This window comes from Virgibacillus sp. MSJ-26 (genome assembly GCF_018918075.1).
GTDB lineage: Bacteria > Bacillota > Bacilli > Bacillales > Amphibacillaceae > MSJ-26.
Genome location: NZ_JAHLPW010000007.1, coordinates 29,856 through 42,344 on the forward strand (window position 1 = coordinate 29,856; position 12,489 = coordinate 42,344).

Annotated in this window: 16 protein-coding genes; 12 read left to right on the forward strand and 4 right to left on the reverse strand. The window is 38.0% G+C overall.

Features of this window, described 5'->3' with window-relative positions:
• The first annotated feature begins 58 nt into the window (after nt 1-58).
• From thiD to KQI49_RS08195, 4 genes are read left to right on the forward strand one after another with little or no spacing between them, the layout of a single operon-like run.
• Nucleotides 59-865, forward strand: coding sequence for a bifunctional hydroxymethylpyrimidine kinase/phosphomethylpyrimidine kinase (gene thiD / locus KQI49_RS08180; RefSeq protein ID WP_216487909.1), 807 nt, complete (start codon nt 59-61; stop codon nt 863-865).
• On the forward strand, nt 862-1,632 hold the full coding sequence (gene thiM / locus KQI49_RS08185) for a hydroxyethylthiazole kinase (protein ID WP_216487911.1): 771 nt from the start codon (nt 862-864) through the stop codon (nt 1,630-1,632). The genes thiD and thiM overlap by 4 nt, the downstream gene beginning before the upstream one ends.
• Before the next feature lie 3 nt (nt 1,633-1,635).
• On the forward strand, nt 1,636-2,256 hold the full coding sequence (thiE, locus tag KQI49_RS08190; protein WP_216487912.1) for a thiamine phosphate synthase: 621 nt from the start codon (nt 1,636-1,638) through the stop codon (nt 2,254-2,256).
• Between the two features lie 35 nt (nt 2,257-2,291).
• Nucleotides 2,292-2,558, forward strand: coding sequence for a hypothetical protein (locus KQI49_RS08195; protein ID WP_216487913.1), 267 nt, complete (start codon nt 2,292-2,294; stop codon nt 2,556-2,558).
• A 31-nt stretch (nt 2,559-2,589) separates the two neighbouring features.
• Here the strand turns inward: KQI49_RS08195 and KQI49_RS08200 are convergent, their stop codons facing one another.
• Entirely contained in the window at nt 2,590-3,327 is a 738-nt protein-coding gene (locus KQI49_RS08200; protein WP_216487915.1) for a MerR family transcriptional regulator, read from the reverse strand.
• A gap of 133 nt (nt 3,328-3,460) precedes the next feature.
• Entirely contained in the window at nt 3,461-3,808 is a 348-nt protein-coding gene (ytxJ, locus tag KQI49_RS08205; protein WP_216487917.1) for a bacillithiol system redox-active protein YtxJ, read from the reverse strand.
• Nucleotides 3,809-3,944: 136 nt separating this feature from the next.
• Between ytxJ and KQI49_RS08210 the strand changes: the two genes are divergently transcribed.
• The 4 genes from KQI49_RS08210 (at nt 3,945) to KQI49_RS08225 (ending at nt 6,266) form a co-directional block, all read left to right on the forward strand.
• Nucleotides 3,945-4,382, forward strand: coding sequence for a hypothetical protein (locus tag KQI49_RS08210; protein ID WP_216487919.1), 438 nt, complete (start codon nt 3,945-3,947; stop codon nt 4,380-4,382).
• Nucleotides 4,383-4,455: 73 nt separating this feature from the next.
• Nucleotides 4,456-4,650: a hypothetical protein gene (locus KQI49_RS08215; RefSeq protein WP_216487921.1), complete on the forward strand. Its 195-nt coding sequence runs from the start codon at nt 4,456-4,458 to the stop codon at nt 4,648-4,650.
• A 166-nt stretch (nt 4,651-4,816) separates the two neighbouring features.
• Nucleotides 4,817-5,581 (forward strand): polyphosphate polymerase domain-containing protein, encoded by a 765-nt coding sequence (locus tag KQI49_RS08220; RefSeq protein WP_216487923.1) that lies wholly within the window; start codon nt 4,817-4,819, stop codon nt 5,579-5,581.
• Between the two features lies 1 nt (nt 5,582).
• A complete protein-coding gene (locus KQI49_RS08225) occupies nt 5,583-6,266 on the forward strand; it encodes a DUF4956 domain-containing protein (RefSeq protein WP_216487925.1) in 684 nt (227 codons plus the stop codon).
• A 91-nt stretch (nt 6,267-6,357) separates the two neighbouring features.
• Here the strand turns inward: KQI49_RS08225 and KQI49_RS08230 are convergent, their stop codons facing one another.
• Nucleotides 6,358-7,143 carry a squalene/phytoene synthase family protein gene (locus KQI49_RS08230; RefSeq protein ID WP_216488132.1) on the reverse strand — a complete coding sequence of 262 codons (786 nt, stop codon included), beginning with the start codon at nt 7,141-7,143 and terminating at the stop codon, nt 6,358-6,360.
• A 213-nt stretch (nt 7,144-7,356) separates the two neighbouring features.
• Here KQI49_RS08230 and KQI49_RS08235 point away from each other — a divergent pair, with 213 nt between their 5' ends.
• Both KQI49_RS08235 and KQI49_RS08240 read left to right on the forward strand, forming a co-directional pair.
• On the forward strand, nt 7,357-8,532 hold the full coding sequence (locus tag KQI49_RS08235; RefSeq protein ID WP_216487926.1) for an MFS transporter: 1,176 nt from the start codon (nt 7,357-7,359) through the stop codon (nt 8,530-8,532).
• A 742-nt stretch (nt 8,533-9,274) separates the two neighbouring features.
• On the forward strand, nt 9,275-9,625 hold the full coding sequence (locus KQI49_RS08240; RefSeq protein ID WP_216487928.1) for an ASCH domain-containing protein: 351 nt from the start codon (nt 9,275-9,277) through the stop codon (nt 9,623-9,625).
• A gap of 97 nt (nt 9,626-9,722) precedes the next feature.
• On the opposite strand, the gene KQI49_RS08245 is transcribed toward KQI49_RS08240, so the two are convergent.
• A complete protein-coding gene (locus KQI49_RS08245; protein WP_216487929.1) occupies nt 9,723-9,971 on the reverse strand; it encodes a hypothetical protein in 249 nt (82 codons plus the stop codon).
• A 251-nt stretch (nt 9,972-10,222) separates the two neighbouring features.
• Here KQI49_RS08245 and KQI49_RS08250 point away from each other — a divergent pair, with 251 nt between their 5' ends.
• On the forward strand, nt 10,223-11,410 hold the full coding sequence (locus KQI49_RS08250) for an AI-2E family transporter (protein ID WP_216487931.1): 1,188 nt from the start codon (nt 10,223-10,225) through the stop codon (nt 11,408-11,410).
• Nucleotides 11,411-11,435: 25 nt separating this feature from the next.
• On the forward strand, nt 11,436-12,332 hold the full coding sequence (locus KQI49_RS08255) for a DMT family transporter (RefSeq protein ID WP_216487933.1): 897 nt from the start codon (nt 11,436-11,438) through the stop codon (nt 12,330-12,332).
• The last annotated feature ends 157 nt before the right edge of the window (nt 12,333-12,489 follow it).

Genomic DNA, 12,489 nt, shown 5'->3' on the forward strand with positions numbered 1-12,489 from the left:
CAACTGTTTTTAAATACTTTTGTACCTTAGGTGCAATCAGAAAAGGATGAGACTTATAATGAGTAAAACATCATGTGCTTTAACAATTGCTGGAACAGATCCAACAGGCGGCGCAGGAATCCAAGCCGATTTAAAGACGTTTCAAGAATTAAAAAGCTACGGAATGTCAGTGGTTACTTCTGTCGTGGCTCAAAATACAACAGGCGTTCAAGACGTCCATCATCTGCCCCTCTCCATGATTGAATCGCAGTTAAATTCAATCATAGACGATGTGTCACCTCAAGCATTTAAAACAGGCATGATTGCTAATATCGAAATGATGAAAGTTATTAAAGATAAAATACCATATCTAAATGCACCATATGTGATGGATCCCGTCATGGTAACAACAAGTGGGGATACTTTAATAGATGAAGATGCCCGTTTGTTTTTAAGAGATGAGCTGCTTTCTATGACAACAGTTGTGACCCCTAATATTCCTGAAGCAGAGCACCTACTGGAACGAAAAATCGAAACAAGTGAAGATATGAAAAGAGCAGCGAAAGATATTGTGACGACACTCGGTGCAAAAGCTGCTCTCGTTAAAGGCGGTCATTCTAAAGGAGATGCAACCGACTTTTTATACGATGGAAGTGAATTTCACGCGTATTCAGTTAAACGAATAGATACAGAAAATACACACGGAACTGGGTGTACTTTGTCGGCGGCTATCACGGCATATTTAAGTAAAGGAAAGTCACTAACTGAAGCTGTTCAACAAGCTAAAAATTATGTGACGCTTGCAATACAGCATTCGCTCGACATCGGACGTGGAAGTGGACCGACCAATCACTTTGCACCGCGCCTTGAAATGGTGATAAAATGAACCAAAATATTATTGCAGATGTTCGCCGCAACCAGCCGCTCATTCACCATATTACAAATCAAGTAGTCATGAATTTTACAGCCAACGGATTACTAGCCTTCGGTGGCTCGCCTATCATGGCTAAGGCCACTGAAGAAGTAGCCGATATCGCTTCAGTTTCTGACGGTTTACTTATTAATATAGGCACATTAATGCAAGCAGACCATAAAGCTATGATCTTAGCGGGGAAAGCTGCTAATGACAAGGGCATCCCTGTTGTTCTTGATCCAGTTGGCATCGCCGCTACGCCTTATCGAACAAAGGTCGTTCATGATATTCTCGACCAAGTTGATGTGACAGCGATTAAAGGAAATGCTGGAGAAATGGCCCACCTGGCAGAGATAGCTTGGGAAACCAAAGGTGTCGAATCACTTGGGGATGGTAATGTCGATGAGATCGCCCGAAAGGTAGCAAAGACATATCGGACCGTAGCAGTCGTCACAGGAAAAACAGATACCATTTCAACAGGTAAACGTCTTTTGCATAATGATAAAGGACATTCTTTGCTTGAACAGGTAACGGGGGCTGGCTGTTTACTAGGATCCATATTAACAGCATGCCTAACAACAGATCACCCTACTGAAGAGCAAGCATTATCAGCCCTCATATTCTATGGACATGCAGCAGAATTGGCTGCTTCTCAACCTAATGTATTAGGACCAGCATCATTTAAAACTAATTTTATAGATGCATTATCTTTTGACGTCACACGACTTCAGGGGAGGTAGAAGATGCCTGAACTTAGACAAAAATTGCGGAAATACTTTATTATGGGAAGCCAAAATTGCACCGGAAATCCGGTTGAAATTTTAGAAGAAGCTATTGCCGGTGGAATAACAGCCTTCCAATACCGTGAAAAAGGAACTGGTTCCTTAACAGGGCAAGCTAAGCTAGAACTAGGTAAACAACTAAGGGAAATATGCCGAGTTAACGGTATTCTCTTTTTTATTAATGATGATGTTGATTTAGTAGTTCCATTAGAAGCAGATGGAATTCATGTTGGCCAAGACGACACTCCTGTCGATGTAATTCAACGGCAATTTCCCAATAAAATTATTGGTCTCTCTGTATCAAATAATCAAGAAGTAACTCAGAGTCCAATTGAATTGGTCGACTATATAGGGGCCGGCCCCATGTATGCTACAACTACAAAAAAAGATGCAAAAACACCTGTTGGCGTGAAATGGATTCATACGCTAAGGGACAGATTTCCACTACTACCCATTGTAGGAATTGGTGGAATTACTACCAACAATGCTTCCTCCGTTATCGAGGCAGGAGCAGATGGCGTCTCAGTCATCTCAGCTATAACAGAAGCAAGGGATATAAAGAAAGCGGTTGGAAAGTTGTGATGGAAGTGTTTTTAATGTAGTGTCGCTCGATTTGGGTGGTTTGCTGTCGATTTGGACGGGATGTCGCTCGACCTGGGGGTGGCACCGCTCGAGTTGAACAAGTTGTCGCCCGAGTTAGGAGGGATGTCGCCCGACCTAGGGGCAGTACCGACCGAGTTGGGCGAAGTATCGACCGAGTCGGAGGTGGCACCGACCGACCTGAACAAGTTGTCGCCCGAGTTGGGGGCGTCACCGACCGAGTTGGGCGAAGTATCGACCGAGTAGGATATTTACTACCCGAGTGCTTAACAAAGGGAGGTTGATGTATTGCCACACCTCCCTCCCTTTAAAATTTTACGAGTGGCGATTCGCATAAACTGCCATCGCATCACACATAAATTGGGCTAAGCCTTCCCCGTATCTATCAATGTTCTTTGTAAATCTTTCATCACTGACATACATCTGCCCTAATCCTTTAAATGCATCTAATGGGTAGGTTCCTATTTTATTTAAATAGTGATACCATTCTTCAATCTCTGCTTGAGCTTCTTCTGAATCTGGTGCCTGATGACGAAGTTGGGCAAGCTTTTTATAAATCATATCAAAGTCATGAGCCAAGTCCTGTTTCCCCTCTTCTGACATTTTGTTAATCTTATCTTTTGATTCCTCAACCGCTTGGTCACCCCACCGCTCGCGTGCTTCTTGTTCATAAGGATTATTTTTAAAATCAAATCCTGAAAATCGTTCGTGCTCTGACATTTTCCGTTCTCCTTTCATATGCTGGATTGTTTTATCAATCGTGTGAAGCATGTCGTTGATATGTTCTTTTTTCTTACGCAACATCTTTTGTTGGATGATTAATGCTTCTTCTTGATTGAATGAAGGGCTGTTCATTATTTCTTTAATCCTTTTCAACGGGAATTCTAACTCTCTAAAAAACAAAATTTGTTGAAGCATCTCCAAGTCACGCTCAGAATAAATCCGATAACCAGAGTCAGTTATTGAACTTGGCTTTAGTAAGTTAATGTCATCATAATGATGAAGTGTCCGCACACTAACACCTGCTAAGTCAGCAACTTCTTTCACTTTCACTTTTTAACCTCCCTTCAAATTTTACTATAATCTATTACGTAACGTCATAGTCAAGGTTTCTTTTCAGACATACAAAACCCGTTTATTCATCCATGATGGAATAAACGGGCTATTGTTCAGCTTAAATAATATATTAACCTTCATTAGTTAAGGCTTCCTTAATGGCTCCTTGTGTAATACTGGAATGAGACGTATTCCATAGTACTTGCTTATCTTTGACCAAAAAAATTTGCGGTGACTGATGTTGAATTCCAGTTTCTTCTGCAATTTGATTTGATAGTTCACGTGTTTCTCTTACCTTAACAAAATAAGTTCCAACATCTAAATCTGTTTCGTCGATGAAAGCATTATATTGTTTGAAAGCCTCAGCGCTGATCGGACAAGTTGTGCTTTGTTTAAATAATAAGACTGGCTTTTCTTTTGACATATCCCAAGCTTTTTCTAAGTCTTCTTTTGTTAGTAATTCAGTTAATTGTGCCATTTCTTTTCCCACCTTCGATTATTTTTGTTTATATCTATTCTTCCCTTTATGTCCAAAAATTAACTTATGAAAAGTACCATACTAGACATTTGTTCATATATTAGTACTGTAAGTTATCATTAAGGAGGAAAATAAGATGTATCATCATTATCCACCCAATTCAAATGAAGAAAGACAGATGAATATCCCAGGGATGATAGGTGGCTTGTTTGGTTTTCCGACTACCAGTCCACCTTTTTACGGACCACCACCTATGCATCCTCAATATCCATATTATCCAGGAGGAGGTTCATATCCTAATCAACCAACAGCTCCACAGACAGGAGGCCCACCAACAACCCCACCACCAAATTTTGAACCGACACAGCCAAGCTTTCAAACATTTGCTATAGATCCAGGGGCCATTCGTGGATGCTTGTATAAGTTCACGTATGTTTGGTTGAACCGTGAGTCGTTTTGGTTTTACCCTGTCTATATTGGGCGTCAGTCAGTCGCTGGATATCGCTGGAGAAGAAACAGGTGGGTCTACTTTGGTATCGATTTAGATCGAATCCAATCTTTCCAATGTTTTTAATTATCTCTCTGACATTCATACAATCTAACCCCCTTTCCATTTCATAGAAATATAGTGAAAGGGGGGTAAAACTATGAATAATTTAGTTTTGACTTTTTTAGCGTCAATATTAGCTGGTTTTGCATTAGCTAACCTACCCACCTCTACTGTTATCACCGCTGGAGTAGCCCAGTTCTTTACAGTTATCGGCGGAATAGCGATTGTCGTATTTGCTTTAGCTTTATTATATCTTGGCGTAAAGAGCTTAATAAATAATCGTCGGTACTAAATTCTAGAGACCATTTATTTGGTCTCTTTTTTACGTACCAAATAACGAACCTGCTCTCCTATACAAATTCTTGCGAGATTCTCATAGATTTTTAATCTTTCACACAGAGAACTATAAGGCTCCAAGGTTATTGTATAAGTATCGAAGCGAAAGGAGATTGTATGACATGGCCATTGAGATATTTACACGCCGTGAACAAAAGTATCTTATTACCATCGAACAATATGAGGCATTAATTGAGAGAATTTCCCTCTACATGAGGCCAGATCTAAATGGAGTGAACGGCAGGTACACGGTTACAAGTCTATACTTTGATAATGCGCAGCACTCTATTTATTTTGAAACAAAAAACAAACTAAGGTTTCGTCAAAAACTGCGATTACGTGTGTACGATGAAACTGATATTAATGGAACTGCTTTCTTTGAAGTAAAGCAAAAACATAAAAAGGTTGTGAATAAGCGACGAATGGTTTTACCGTTAATGGAAGCTTATCGGTATTTAATAGAGGACTCTAGTATTCCACTAGAAGAATATAAAACATCAAACACCCAAGTTTTAAAAGAGATTGACCATTTTCGCCATCTGTACAATTTACGTCCCGAGATGGTAATTAGCTATGACAGACACGCCTTGCATGGAATTGACGATGACGGTCTACGAATCACCTTTGACTTGAACTTACGTTGTAGAAATCATGATTTGTTCGTCGAAAATGGCCCTCAAGGTGAACATTTTATCGATAGCAATCTCGTTATACTCGAGGTGAAAGTAAATAATAGTGTTCCATTATGGCTAACACGTATTTTGCAGGAATTGGAGTGTAAGCAACGAGGAGCCTCAAAGTTCTGTACAAGTTTAGAGCATTTAAGAAAAGATGAATTACCAAATGGAATTGAAGAAGAAAAGATATTAATTGGAGGAGGCGTTTAAAATGGACTTTTTAGAGAATTTATTTTCATCACAATCGGTTGCTGACGAATCAACAATATTTATGATTTTACTAGCAATGGTTACAGCAACAATATTGAGTCTAGTTATTACTAAAGTATACCAAGTTACGTTTACAGGTGAACGTTACTCACAAGCATTTGTGCATACAATTATTATGATGAGTGTCATTGTCTCCGTTGTAATGAATGTGATTAGTGATAATGCTGGAGTAGCTTTTGGATTGTTTGCTATATTTTCATTAATTAGGTTTAGAAGTGCAGTAACTGATGCTAAAGATATTGCTTATATTTTCTTCGGGCTTTGTGTAGGGATGACGAGTGGTCTTTATCATTTTGATCTAGCAATTATTTTAACCTTGTTTGCTAGTTTCATATTTTATTTGTTGTACAAATTTGAATATGGTAAGGGAAAAGATACACAAATTTTAAAAATAACTGTTCCAGAAAATTTGAATCATGAGAATATGTTTGACGATCTGTTTGAAAAGTTTACAGAGAATCATTCTCTGCGTCAAATTGAAACGACGAACTTGGGAACTATGATTCTATATACGTATGCTATTCGTAGTAAAAATTCTACCAAAGATAAGGAATTATTAGACCAAATACGAGAAAAAAATGCTAATTTAAAAGTATCTCTCACTTATTTAAACAATGAGGACTAGCTTCATTAACAGGTTGATCGGTTGTTAAAGATTCCCAATAAAAAATACCGATGCTCACCGTGGACATCGGTATTTTTTCAAGGTTTATTATTTAGTCATTAATAATTTCATCGACGGTTTCTTCAACTTCTTGACGTGACATCTTTTCTTTGCCACTTTTAAGTGCTTTTAACGTTCTTTTAGCTAAGCCGAGTGGGATTTTACAAAACAGAGTGATGTTTCTTGTCTTAATGTCTTTCATATATTCATCTGCTTTGTCTAAATTCTCATTTGCATACGCAAACATATCATCTCGTGTCCAGTTTTCAGGGAAGAAACGCACCCCGCGCTCTGCATCTTCGTCTTTATTTCGCAAGACGTTAACAGCTTGCAGGCCACGTCCATAACCAATCGCCAAGTCGCGGTCTGTTTTCGTCCCATCATACCATTCCCATATATCAGACAGCATGACTCCAACCAATCCTGCTACATAGTATGTATAGTCATCAAGGTCTTCTTCTGTTTTAACTTGCCATTCTTTCCCAGCCCATTTTGCCATTCCTGTTGCCATAACGCTTGTTGACTCGGTCACTTTTCCAACAATTCCTTCTGGACAAAAGCGAATCCAATCTCCTAGTCTTAGGGTCACTTCAGGCAGTATATCCCTGTAAGGTGCCAGAAGTTCTGAATAAGCTTCCTCATCAAAATCACTTTTTAACAAGACGCTCGTCTCATTAAGAAGTTGTTGTTTGACGTCAATATCTAAGGTCTCATGATCTTCAATTTCATCAATTGCACGCATGCATAAATAAGCAGATCCCACGGTCTCTCGCAATGTTGGCTTTAATAACTTTATCGGTATATAAAATGTCCTGCTTGTCAGCTTTAACATATGCATTGCTTCTTTTTCTAAGATCTTATCTGTTTGGCTCACTAAAGTTCCTCCTTAAAAATGAGGTTACTTTAAGTATATCAAACAATTGCTATTTTTTCCTGAAGAATGACCATTTTTGTTTTTCCTTTTCTCATTCTATAATAATTGAGTTCTTGTATTTTGAAGGCTAGGAGGTTAAGATTAAATTTGTATCTTAACTAGGAAGGCGTCTGTTATATGGATAAACGTGTTTATTTTTTAATGATCGTATCTTTTGTAGTCGGTATGGTTGAGCTTATCATTGGTGGAATTCTTGATTTGATTGCTGACGATTTAAATGTGACTGTTGGAATGGCGGGGTTACTAATCACGATATTTTCATTGATTTTTGCCATTGCCGCTCCGATTTTACTCGTAGTAACTGGTAACATCGAGAGGAAAAAGTTAACCCTTATTTCTTTGTTAGTTTTTTTAGTTGGTAATTTTGTCACGATTTTCAGTCCTACCTATACAGTTCTTTTTATCGGTCGTATTATTTCGGCATTAAGCGGGGCTTTACTGATTATTTTATGTTTAGTGATGGCTCCGAATATTGTTGAACCTAAGTACCGTGGTCGTGCGATTGGCATCGTATCTATGGGTGTCAGTGGATCGATTGTACTTGGTATTCCTGTTGGGCTAATTCTAGGGCAGGCCTTTGGTTGGCGAGCGCCGTTTGTGCTCATTGCCTTATTAACCATCCTTTCAATGGTTGGTGTGTACTTCTTAATGGAACGTGTGGAACCACGACCAGCCGTGCCACTTAAAAACTTATTAACAACCCTTAAGGTTCGTAAAATACTCACAGCTCAATTAACGACATTCTTCTTTTTAACTGGACACACTGTTTTATATGCCTATTTAACTCCCTTTGTAAAAGAGACTATGGGAATCGGTGGCGTTTGGATTAGTGTTATTTATTTAATATTCGGGATAGCAGCTGTTAGTGGTGGTGGAATCGGAGGAGCTTTTTCGGATCGATTTGGAGCAAAACTAACTATTTTCATTTGTACTATCTTATTTACATTTGTGCTGTTTGCCGTTCCCTACACAACATTTTCAATCCCCGTTTTCTTAGTTACACTAATGATATGGGGCATATTAAGCTGGGCTATTACACCCGCTGTGCAAAGTTATCTGATTGTCACTTCACCAGAGACGTCCGATATTCAACAAAGCTTGAACAATTCGGCTCTTCATTTTGGAATAGCATTTGGATCCTTCATTGGTAGTCTTATTATTGATCACGCTACGGTTGAAAGCAATGCCTCTGTTGGCGCTATATTCGTTATAATTTCTCTAATCACAGCTATCATTTCTGTTAAGTCGAAAATAAAAACGACCTCAAAAATGAGTGGTCATACAGAAGCTTAAATATAAAAAGCTCTTTCATTAAACAAAAGAGTTCCTTATATTTAATATCTTCTGTATACTTCTAATAAGTAATTAACTTTCGCAGAATGGCATTAACAACTAACCTTTAGGATCATGGGGGTAGGATAAAATCCATTGCACCAGTTGACATTTTAATGAATTGACCCGAAGGAACTGGATCATCAAGCCAAAAAAAATCTTTATTACTGCGCAATTGATATAAACTGCACTGCGACATAGTTTGGATTAAGAGTCTTTCCCACTTCTGTGAAAGTAAGCAATAATCCGAACGCTACGGAAAAAACGCTGATTTCAGCGTAATATCATTGTACAGAAATGCCTTATAATAGCATTAAATAACTTTAATAGTCTGGGTGAGCGCAGGGCGGTGACTCCTGCGGGAATAGCGCGAGTCCGAAGACCCCCGCAAGAAGCGTTCTTTGCTTCTGAGGAGGCTGAGGCCGTGCCCGCGGAAAGCATCCGCCCGGAGCGATCCCAGACGGTGGCGATTACGCTTGCTCTGAAAACAACCTTATTGGTACTGCACAGTTTATAACTTTTGTGTATAAACAGCTATTTTTTAATGGTTCAATGGTAAGCATAGTTCGATTTTTTAGTCTCATTTAAACAGATTGTTAAGAGGATGATTAGACGAACTATAAGCTCAGGTCCTGTTCAATATTTAGGCTTATTCTATTGATGCGAAAGTTGAATAATTAATTTAAGACAGGAGTGTGTTAACGTGCTATCTGAGAATAAAAATGAAACTTTACCTGAAAAATCTTGTACGATTGAAAAGCTGGTCACTATTCCCGAAGATGTCGCAAAAGTGGTTAACGGTGAAAAGACAGCTACAAGGCGAAATGGCATTTATGCAGATATTGGCGAGGTTATGGAACTAGAAGGCCATCAATTTAAGGTCGAACGCATCTACTCTCAGTATTTAGGCGACATGTCTGATGAAGATGCGAGGCAAGAAGGATACACGGACCTTGAAGCTTATAAACAATCCATTTTAGATATTCATCCAGGGATGAAGTGGGCTCCAAAAATGAAAGTATGGGTTCATGAATATGCGCCCCTAGAAAAATAATAACTTTTTCCATAAAAAATAAGCGCGTGTTAATCCGTCACAGAGCCATTAACACGCGCTTATTTTATATTTAATTTACCAAAGGACATTAGACTCACTAAAGTACCCCCTGATCCATCATTTCTACAATGTCATCGATGATAAATCTTTTCCCTTTTAAGATATTTTGCTTTGTAGTTTTGACCTTTTCCTTAAATTCTTCGCACTTAATATCATTATTTTTTATCTGTTCAGGCTCCTCAATCAGTGATAAATAATATCGCTTATCATCCATTTCAATCACTGCATCATTTTCATGAATAATATCCTTAATGAGGCTAGCTTCCTTTTCTTTTAACTTTTTCACTGAAGTACCTCCTATACACTTTTTTGTATGTTCCCTATGTAAATTTCCTCTAAATTCATATACCCGACTTTAGATTTCTTTAAACCATTCGAGGGAAAACTTATTTTTATGAGGATAATAATCAAAAAGTAGTTCACAGCTCATACTTTAATTATCTTAGTAAGAGCTTTAATATATTAATAAGAGAATTTTCTTTTGAAATCAGTTATAATATGTAATTAAGTTTTTCTAATAATTGTACTCATTTATCGATGAAGGAGCGATGTATAGTGAATCTCAAACGGCCAACCCCTTTAATGAAGTTCATTGGGGGGCCCAATTTAATTTATAGTTTAATTGTTTTAATTTTAATTGGTATTACTATATTCATTTACAGTAAGGTATCTTTTATCTTCCATCCATTGATTATTGTATTTTCAACTATTGTTGCTCCGACTATTTTAGCTTTTATAGCTTATTACTTATTGAATCCCATTGTAGATTTGTTAGAGAAACTTCATATAAAAAGAGTTTGGGGCATTATAATTATCGCATTAACTGTTACTGGTATTTTAACCGGGATTATTTTAGTGACCGCCCCTATCATTGAAAGACAAATTACAGAATTAATAACTGCCTTTCCGCGGTATCTCAACCAAATGGGTGATAATATTCAATCATGGTTAAAACATTCGATTCTCGGCCCTTATTATGACGAAGGCTATAATTGGCTTGTGGAAAATTTAAGTGATTTACCTAGTAAAATAAGTGACTATCTTGGTGGGGCGGTTGAAGGTTTTAAAAATGTGGCAAGTACTTTAACCAACGTAGTTGTCGCCATCATTACGTTCCCTGTCATCTTATTTTTCCTTTTAAAAGATGGCAAGCGATTCAAGGAATATTGTCTAACCTTATTGCCGCCAAAATTTCGGAAAGATATTGATCAAATCCTTAAAAACATGGACAATCAAGTTGGTTCCTATATCCAAGGACAAATCATCGTTGCACTATGTATTGGTATATTACTTTACATTGGTTATTTAATTATCGATCTAGATTATGCGATTGTGCTAGCAATTACGGCGGCAATCACGAGTGTTGTTCCTTATCTCGGACCAATGATTGCTATTTCACCTGCCATTATTATCGCGATTGTGACGTCTCCGTTTATGCTGCTTAAACTTGCTGCAGTCTGGGGAGCTGTTCAATTTTTAGAAGGAAATTTCATTTCACCGAACGTGATGGGAAAAACTATGAAAATTCATCCTCTCACTATTGTCATTGTCTTACTTGTTGCAGGAAATTTATTCGGGCTAATTGGAGTCATCTTAGGTATTCCAGGTTATGCCATCGTTAAAGTCCTTGTCGTTTATTTATATAACAAATTTAGGTATAGATATAATCGCTACTTTGGTGATGATTATGGTTATTATCAAATCTCAGATAAGAATGATGACTGATTTTATATAAAAGAGGAGGTAAGTTATGAATAAGAAGGCTTTTGCTTTGGCTTCAATCGCCATTATTATCTGGGCTTCCTCTTTTGCTGGAATCAGAGCGAGTTTATTAGGCGGCTACACACCGGCCCATTTAGTCCTTGTTCGTTTTTTAGTCGCCTCTGGTGTCTTTATTCTTTATAGTCTGCTACCGAACGTTCACTTTCAAATACCTAAAACGAATGATTTAGGTCAAATTTTCCTTTTAGGTTTTCTCGGTATTACTGTATACCACATCGGTTTAACATTTGGCGTAGAAACAATACCCGCAGGAACTGCAAGCATGATTGTTGGAGCAGCCCCAATATTTACGGCTCTTATTGCCGTTCTTTTTATGGAAGAGCGCCTAGAATGGTTTAGTTGGATTGGTCTAGTGATTGGATTCATTGGAATTATATTGATCACTATTGGAAGTTCCGGCGCTTCGTTTTCCTTTAATGTAGGAGCCCTTTTCGTCTTAATTGGGGCTATATCTACTGCGGCTTTCTTTGTTCTGCAGAAACCACTCTTTGCGCATTACAAACCGATTGAGCTCACTGCCTATTTCACATGGGCTGGAACCCTCCCTCTGCTCATTTTCTTACCTGGCCTTTGGAATAATGTACAGCAAGCAACAGTTGAAGCCAATTTATCAGCTATATTTGTCGGTATTTTCCCTGCAGCCATTGCCTATACAGCCTGGACCATCGCCCTTTCGTTAGGTAATGCCACCAAAATATCAATGATGCTTTATATTGAGCCTGCTATAGCGATAATCATAGCTTGGGTATGGCTTAATGAGTGGCCTGAGAACCTCTCGTTAATTGGTGGATTAATTGCTATTTCAAGTGTGTTAGTTGTCAATATCTTAGGCAGAAAGTCACGAATAAAGGAAGAAAAGTCATAAGCATAATATTGAACCGTTTAGGAATCCCAAGCAATGATGTCACCGCTTGGGATTCTTTTTTATATAATCTGTTGGTTAATTTTCTAGTTACCATATTTTTTTATAGTATTTTGAAGTGGAGTGTTATATAATTAGATTGTGAATAAGTGAACTTTAT

What these genes read in the sequence shown, in the direction of transcription:
- thiD (WP_216487909.1), top strand. Translation starts at nt 59, where the DNA reads ATGAGTAAAACATCATGTGCTTTAACAATTGCTGGAACAGATCCAACA.
- KQI49_RS08215 (WP_216487921.1), top strand. Translation starts at nt 4,456, where the DNA reads ATGAATAATTTAGTTTTGACTTTTTTAGCGTCAATATTAGCTGGTTTT.
- KQI49_RS08255 (WP_216487933.1), top strand. Translation starts at nt 11,436, where the DNA reads ATGAATAAGAAGGCTTTTGCTTTGGCTTCAATCGCCATTATTATCTGG.
- KQI49_RS08250 (WP_216487931.1), top strand. Translation starts at nt 10,223, where the DNA reads ATGAAGGAGCGATGTATAGTGAATCTCAAACGGCCAACCCCTTTAATG.
- KQI49_RS08225 (WP_216487925.1), top strand. Translation starts at nt 5,583, where the DNA reads ATGGACTTTTTAGAGAATTTATTTTCATCACAATCGGTTGCTGACGAA.
- KQI49_RS08210 (WP_216487919.1), top strand. Translation starts at nt 3,945, where the DNA reads ATGTATCATCATTATCCACCCAATTCAAATGAAGAAAGACAGATGAAT.
- KQI49_RS08230 (WP_216488132.1), bottom strand. Translation starts at nt 7,143, where the DNA reads ATGCATATGTTAAAGCTGACAAGCAGGACATTTTATATACCGATAAAG.
- KQI49_RS08235 (WP_216487926.1), top strand. Translation starts at nt 7,357, where the DNA reads ATGGATAAACGTGTTTATTTTTTAATGATCGTATCTTTTGTAGTCGGT.
- thiE (WP_216487912.1), top strand. Translation starts at nt 1,636, where the DNA reads ATGCCTGAACTTAGACAAAAATTGCGGAAATACTTTATTATGGGAAGC.
- KQI49_RS08220 (WP_216487923.1), top strand. Translation starts at nt 4,817, where the DNA reads ATGGCCATTGAGATATTTACACGCCGTGAACAAAAGTATCTTATTACC.
- ytxJ (WP_216487917.1), bottom strand. Translation starts at nt 3,808, where the DNA reads ATGGCACAATTAACTGAATTACTAACAAAAGAAGACTTAGAAAAAGCT.
- thiM (WP_216487911.1), top strand. Translation starts at nt 862, where the DNA reads ATGAACCAAAATATTATTGCAGATGTTCGCCGCAACCAGCCGCTCATT.